The 5,448-nt window shown below is 45.6% G+C and carries 6 protein-coding genes; 2 read left to right on the forward strand and 4 right to left on the reverse strand.

The window, feature by feature from the left end; translation table 11 throughout:
* The 3 genes from NDI34_RS27555 to petH all read right to left on the reverse strand — a co-directional run.
* Positions 1 to 644, reverse strand: a 644-nt coding sequence (locus tag NDI34_RS27555) for an ATP-dependent metallopeptidase FtsH/Yme1/Tma family protein (RefSeq protein ID WP_348234423.1), incomplete at its 3' end; no start/stop codon positions are given.
* A 416-nt stretch (positions 645 to 1,060) separates the two neighbouring features.
* On the reverse strand, positions 1,061 to 1,219 hold the full coding sequence (locus NDI34_RS27560; protein WP_348234424.1) for a hypothetical protein: 159 nt from the start codon (positions 1,217 to 1,219) through the stop codon (positions 1,061 to 1,063).
* On the reverse strand, positions 1,198 to 2,484 hold the full coding sequence (petH, locus tag NDI34_RS27565; protein WP_190429953.1) for a ferredoxin--NADP reductase: 1,287 nt from the start codon (positions 2,482 to 2,484) through the stop codon (positions 1,198 to 1,200). Before petH ends, NDI34_RS27560 begins: the two co-directional genes overlap by 22 nt.
* 563 nt (positions 2,485 to 3,047) lie before the next feature.
* Here petH and NDI34_RS27570 point away from each other — a divergent pair.
* Together NDI34_RS27570 and NDI34_RS27575 are read left to right on the forward strand one after the other, a co-directional pair.
* Positions 3,048 to 4,058, forward strand: coding sequence for a phosphoribulokinase (locus NDI34_RS27570; RefSeq protein WP_190414500.1), 1,011 nt, complete (start codon positions 3,048 to 3,050; stop codon positions 4,056 to 4,058).
* A 182-nt stretch (positions 4,059 to 4,240) separates the two neighbouring features.
* Complete coding sequence (locus tag NDI34_RS27575; protein ID WP_190523920.1) at positions 4,241 to 4,567, forward strand: hypothetical protein; 327 nt, start codon at positions 4,241 to 4,243, stop codon at positions 4,565 to 4,567.
* A 407-nt stretch (positions 4,568 to 4,974) separates the two neighbouring features.
* Here the strand turns inward: NDI34_RS27575 and NDI34_RS27580 are convergent, their stop codons facing one another.
* Positions 4,975 to 5,292 (reverse strand): hypothetical protein, encoded by a 318-nt coding sequence (locus NDI34_RS27580; protein ID WP_348234425.1) that lies wholly within the window; start codon positions 5,290 to 5,292, stop codon positions 4,975 to 4,977.
* Positions 5,293 to 5,448 lie beyond the last annotated feature (156 nt).

Genomic DNA, 5,448 nt, shown 5'->3' on the forward strand with positions numbered 1-5,448 from the left:
GGAGGGCCAATTAACAGGACGCCTTTGGGAATTTTCGCACCTACGGCGGTGAATTTCTCTGGGAGTTTGAGGAAGGTGACGACTTCTTCAAGTTCTTCTTTGGCTTCTTCGATTCCGGCGACGTCGTCAAATTTGACGCCGGTTTTGGCTTCCATCTGAAATCTAGCTTTTGATTTCCCGAAGTTCATGGCTTGCCCCGGACCGCCAGGAATGTTGCTAGAGCGACGGAATAGGAAGAACAGCCCAGCAATCAACAAAATTGGAAAAATTAAATTCCCCAAAAATCCCCAGATAGCTCCATCGTTGCGAGCGGGATGGGTATCAAAGCTGATATTTGCGTTTCTGAGCTTAGCAATCAATTCTGGGGCAGTTGTTGGCAAATCTACCCGCAGCCGTTGGATGCGGTTATCCAGATCCGGATCGACGGCTTCGACAATTGCTGTCCGACCCCCATCGTAGAGGTCAACACTGGTAACTCTTTGGGCATCTAGGTATTCCAGAAAGCGCCCATAGGTCATGCGGGTACTAGCAGTGTTTTTGCCCATATCGGTGGGAGCAGCAGCAAATGCCCCTTGCCAGAGGAAAAACCCTATGACTAAGGCGGGTAATGTCCAAAGTACTAATATTCTCCAGGAAAATTTCATAAATCGGTTGTCTCTAGATACGGCTAATAGAAGCAGATTCAGCGCAGATAAAGCGTTATCACAAACAAGGGATGAGAGCTGATTGAAGGAACTGAAACATTCCTTTTTTTACCTAATTGAGCAAGACTTTAGGCAGGAAATCCCAGCCAAGAGCTGGATTTGCTACCACCAGGACATTTAGGCTTGTCCCTATAGAGCGAACATTGGCACCTTAAACGTGAACTTAATTAAATTTAACTTAATTCTCATCATTGGATCAACCGAATGCTTTACATATATTATTTAAGGGTTTTTGTCAATAAAAAATAATCATTGAAGATATTCGGCTGTGCGAATCTACGCCCACGCCTGAATATCTTGCACTGAATCAGGAAAATAACCTTCCTCCAAAGGATTGACGCGCCTGCTTCCCAGTTTCAATTCTGGTAAGACAGACGCGCCAGTTGGCTTGAAGCGATCGCTATCAAGCTGAGAAACCCAGTTTCTTTAAGAAACTGGGTTTTTATGAGAGTCAAGGAGAGACGACTAGGCAGGACTTCCAGCCAGTAGTAACCTAGTAGGTTTCTACGTGCCAACGACCAGCCTTCTTGATCGTTCTTTGGTATTCGCTCCAAGTCACCCCATCCTTGGCAGCAGCGGCGGAGAGGGCTTCATCAATGCCCCCTTCCATACCCTTCAAACCGCAGATATAGGTGTGGGTATTCTCTTGCTGAATCATTTTCCAGAGTTCATCAGCGTGTTCAGCCACCCGATCCTGAATGTACATTCTGCCGCCTTCGGGGTTTTTCTGTTCCCGGCTGATGGCATAGGTGAGGCGGAAGTTTTCAGGGTACTGCTGTTGCAGTTCTTCAAGTTCTTCCTTGTACAGGATGTTGGGGCTGGTGGGAATCCCGAAAATGAGCCAAGCTAAACCCTTGTATTCGTAGTCGGTGTTAACTGCTCTTTCATTTTCCTTGAACATCCGCCATAGGTAAGCGCGGAATGGCGCAATACCCGTTCCGGTTGCCAGCATGATCACGTTGACATTCGGATCTTCTGGTAACAACATTTCTTTACCAGTTGGTCCGGTAATTTTCACATCGTCCCCAACCTGGAGATTGCACAGATGGGTAGAGCAAACACCATAGACCATTTCGCCCGTTTCTGGATGCTTATACTCTAGTTGCCGGACACACAGCGATACAGTCTTGTCATCAACCTTGTCGCCATGACGAGTCGAGGCAATCGAGTACAGTCTTAGTTTGTGGGGTTTGCCCTTGTTGTCATTTCCCGGCGGGATGATGCCAATACTTTGACCTTCTAAATAACGGAGATCCCCTTGGGAGATGTCAAAGATCAGGTGACGAACGGTGCCGATCCCACCCTCACCAACTAACTCTTCATTACTCAGACACTTACCAATAAAGGGATTATTCGGGCGGTAGATATTAACGGGAATATCTTTTTCCGTTTTTTCCTTCGCTTGAGTCATAGGCTTACTCTCTTTTGGTGCTTGAGTGTCCTGTGCGACGGTTTGCGAAGTGGCAGGAGCATTCGTTGCACTTGACTCAACGCTTGCGGCAGCAGGGGAGCTGGGGGAGCTGCCCTTAGAGCCATTTGCTCCGTTGTCAGCACCTAGAGGGTGGATGCTGACAATTTTGCCGCCCAAACGAGCGATCCGTTGCATTTCTTGATTCATGCGATTGTAGGGCACTGTGATAAACACGCTGCCACTACGACGAATCGGGTAGTTTACGTTGTCAGTTGCTTCGTTCTGACGCAGGCCCACCACTTCATAAACAAAGACGCGGCTACCAGATTCTGAATTGGCAGTACCGTTGGCTGCTGTGGAATTGTACATTGCTCTTAAATATCTCCGAACCCACCTTCTGTTAACATTCTGCTACAAAGCGGTCTTTCCACCACATATCGCTCTGCTGACCGAGGGCAGGTAAAAGAGGGCAATGACTGAATCTGGATAGTTTCTGGATAGTTAACGTCGCTAATATTAGGGATATTCTTCCTCGCCGGATGGCGATTGGGAAACCCTTCGCTAGCTTTTTTTAGGGTAGCCAGCAATTTATTTAAATAATGTCTCCATTGAGTCAATTTAATTTTTCCTTTCTAAAAATGCACGGCACGCCGTAGCATAAATACTGAGCGAGATGATTCCACTGGGGTTAGCTTGTAGCGTCTATCCCGTTCTGGTAAGATACTGTGTAACATCTAGTATTAAATACTTACTGGACGAAGCTTGAGTCTTCCCCAACGGGCCTTACTCTAGGGTGCTGTAAGCTCCTACTGGTTATGCCTTCTTGCTGTGTCGCAAGAGCTGCAAGAGTAACCAACGGGGTGCCCTCCGGGCTGAGGATTTAGATTGCTTAAAACTCAATGAGAAAAAATTTTTTGCGTTAGAGGGAAGCTATGACCAGTCAGCTGGATCGCGTGGTTCTAATTGGTGTTGCTGGAGACTCCGGATGCGGTAAATCTACATTTTTGCGCCGATTAACAGATTTGTTTGGGGAAGATTTCGTCACGGTGATTTGCCTGGACGATTACCATAGCCTGGATCGGAAACAGCGCAAAGAAACTGGAATTACGGCGCTGAACCCAAAGGCGAATAACTTCGATCTGATGGCCGAGCAGATCAAAGCGCTCAAGAACGGTCAGTCCATTGAAAAGCCAATTTACAACCACGAAACCGGCGAGATCGATCCTCCAGAGCGAGTCGATCCTAACCATATTATTGTGATTGAGGGGCTTCATCCTTTGTATGATGAGCGGGTGCGATCGCTCCTCGACTTCAGCGTTTATCTCGACATCAGCGATGACGTTAAGATTGCCTGGAAGATTCAGCGGGATATGGCTGAGCGCGGGCACCGTTACGAAGACGTACTCGCTGCCATCAACGCTCGCCGCCCAGATTTTACTGCCTACATCGAGCCGCAGAAGGAACACGCTGACGTTGTGATCCAGGTGTTGCCGACGCAATTAGTCAAGGAAGAGAAGGTAGGTCAAATCCTGCGGGTGCGCTTGCTTCAGCGCGATGGCGTGGAAGGTTTTGAGCCAGCTTATCTATTTGATGAAGGGTCTACGATTGATTGGAGACCCTGCGGTCGTAAGCTGACCTGCGGCTACCCTGGCATCAAGATGTACTATGGCCCAGACTCTTACTATGGTCATGAGGTGTCCGTTCTGGAAGTAGATGGTCAGTTCGACAAGCTAGAGGAAGTCATCTACATTGAAAGCCACCTCAGCAAGACTGCGGCTAAGTACCACGGGGAACTGACCGAACTGTTGCTCAAGCATCGGGAATATCCAGGCTCTAATAACGGAACTGGCTTGTTCCAAGTGCTGGTCGGTCTGAAGATGCGGGCAACCTACGAGCGGTTAACGTCTGGAAAGAGCCAACCGTTGGCAGCGACGAAAGTATAAACTAGACCCCCAAGGGTAGGGATGCACGCTCGTGAGTCCCTACGACTGCGTTCAAAGCCTTCTAGCAAGGGCTATCTAAGTGAATTGCTGACGCGAGAGACTGACAAAAGGCTCTCGCATTTTATTTTAGGTATCTAGGTTTTAATAGAGATATAAATTTTGGGATGGGGTTGAGTAGAAATATGAGAGTGTGGGTTGCCAGTTTTTTGCTGCTGTTTGGCTTTGCAGAAATCTATCAGTGGTTGAAACAGTTCACGCTACCGTTGCCAGTGTATATTCTGGGAGGTGCGTTTTTAGCGATCGCATCTAACTACGACAAACTATCTAGCTTTCCTTTTTTGCGAAGCCACGAAGACGAACCAGCGTCGATTAAAGACCAGACGCCGCTAGCCATGCGTTCTGTTTCTAGCCAATCTCCATCGAACCTCACGCCTCAATCGCCTCGTCCCATTTCTTTCAAAATCGAAAAGAAGACGAAAAAAGGCGCGAATAGCAGCCACTCAATCTAGTGCCACTGGGTCGGGGAATTTAATATTTACCGGCTTACCGAAAGGATGAAGAGCCAGCAACCACCGTTGAGTAAAGCAGTAAGAACTGCACCACTAATCACTCCTTTCATCAATCCCCATCTTTGTTGCCGTCTTAGCCAAAAAATTATTGGGATTACATACAGAAGTTAAGACAATCCAATATAAAAAATTAATATTGCTACAATTTAAGCGATCGTAGAAATATACAATAAATTCACGATTGTAGACGATAAAAATCCTAAGATAACCAAAACTAAAATATGTATTCCTAATAGTAAGAATATACTGTTAATCATTTCAGTGATTTCATTCCTTGAGCGCATAATTTTGTTCTTATAAACATGAAATTATTGCTGCTATATTAGGGTGTTATAAAATTTAGCGTTTTATTTAGGGCTAAAGTACAGTAAATAGCAGGCTCCATTTAATAAAGCGGTAAGAACTGCACAAATAATCACCCCTTTCACCATTGCCCCTCGCTGTCGCCGTCTTAGCCAAAAAATAAGCGGAATCACATATAAAAGCTGCCATAAGAATATAGAAATAGCAGAAAACGCCCAAACGATTAAAATAGCGTATCCTCCTCCTAGCAAAGCAGCAATAGGAAAACTTACTAAAAATACTGCTAGACCGGCGATAAGATGCATACCTAATAACAACAGCATTCCGAAAAGTACCCCAAGAAATTCATTTTGATGTTCCATAAAACTCCTGCTGAATCAAATTAATATTTGTTGTTAATAATGGTTAAGTGCTTATGTAAAATAAATTACACATAATAAAAAGTAGAATAAGCTAAAACAAAAGTCAAGAAAACAAGAGACTTATGAGATTTATTAGAGATTTAAGCCGAGAAACTC

Source organism: Trichocoleus sp. DQ-U1 (genome assembly GCF_039961925.1).
GTDB lineage: Bacteria > Cyanobacteriota > Cyanobacteriia > Cyanobacteriales > FACHB-T130 > FACHB-T130.

What these genes read in the sequence shown, in the direction of transcription:
- petH (WP_190429953.1), bottom strand. Translation starts at nt 2,484, where the DNA reads ATGTACAATTCCACAGCAGCCAACGGTACTGCCAATTCAGAATCTGGT.
- NDI34_RS27570 (WP_190414500.1), top strand. Translation starts at nt 3,048, where the DNA reads ATGACCAGTCAGCTGGATCGCGTGGTTCTAATTGGTGTTGCTGGAGAC.
- NDI34_RS27575 (WP_190523920.1), top strand. Translation starts at nt 4,241, where the DNA reads ATGAGAGTGTGGGTTGCCAGTTTTTTGCTGCTGTTTGGCTTTGCAGAA.
- NDI34_RS27580 (WP_348234425.1), bottom strand. Translation starts at nt 5,292, where the DNA reads ATGGAACATCAAAATGAATTTCTTGGGGTACTTTTCGGAATGCTGTTG.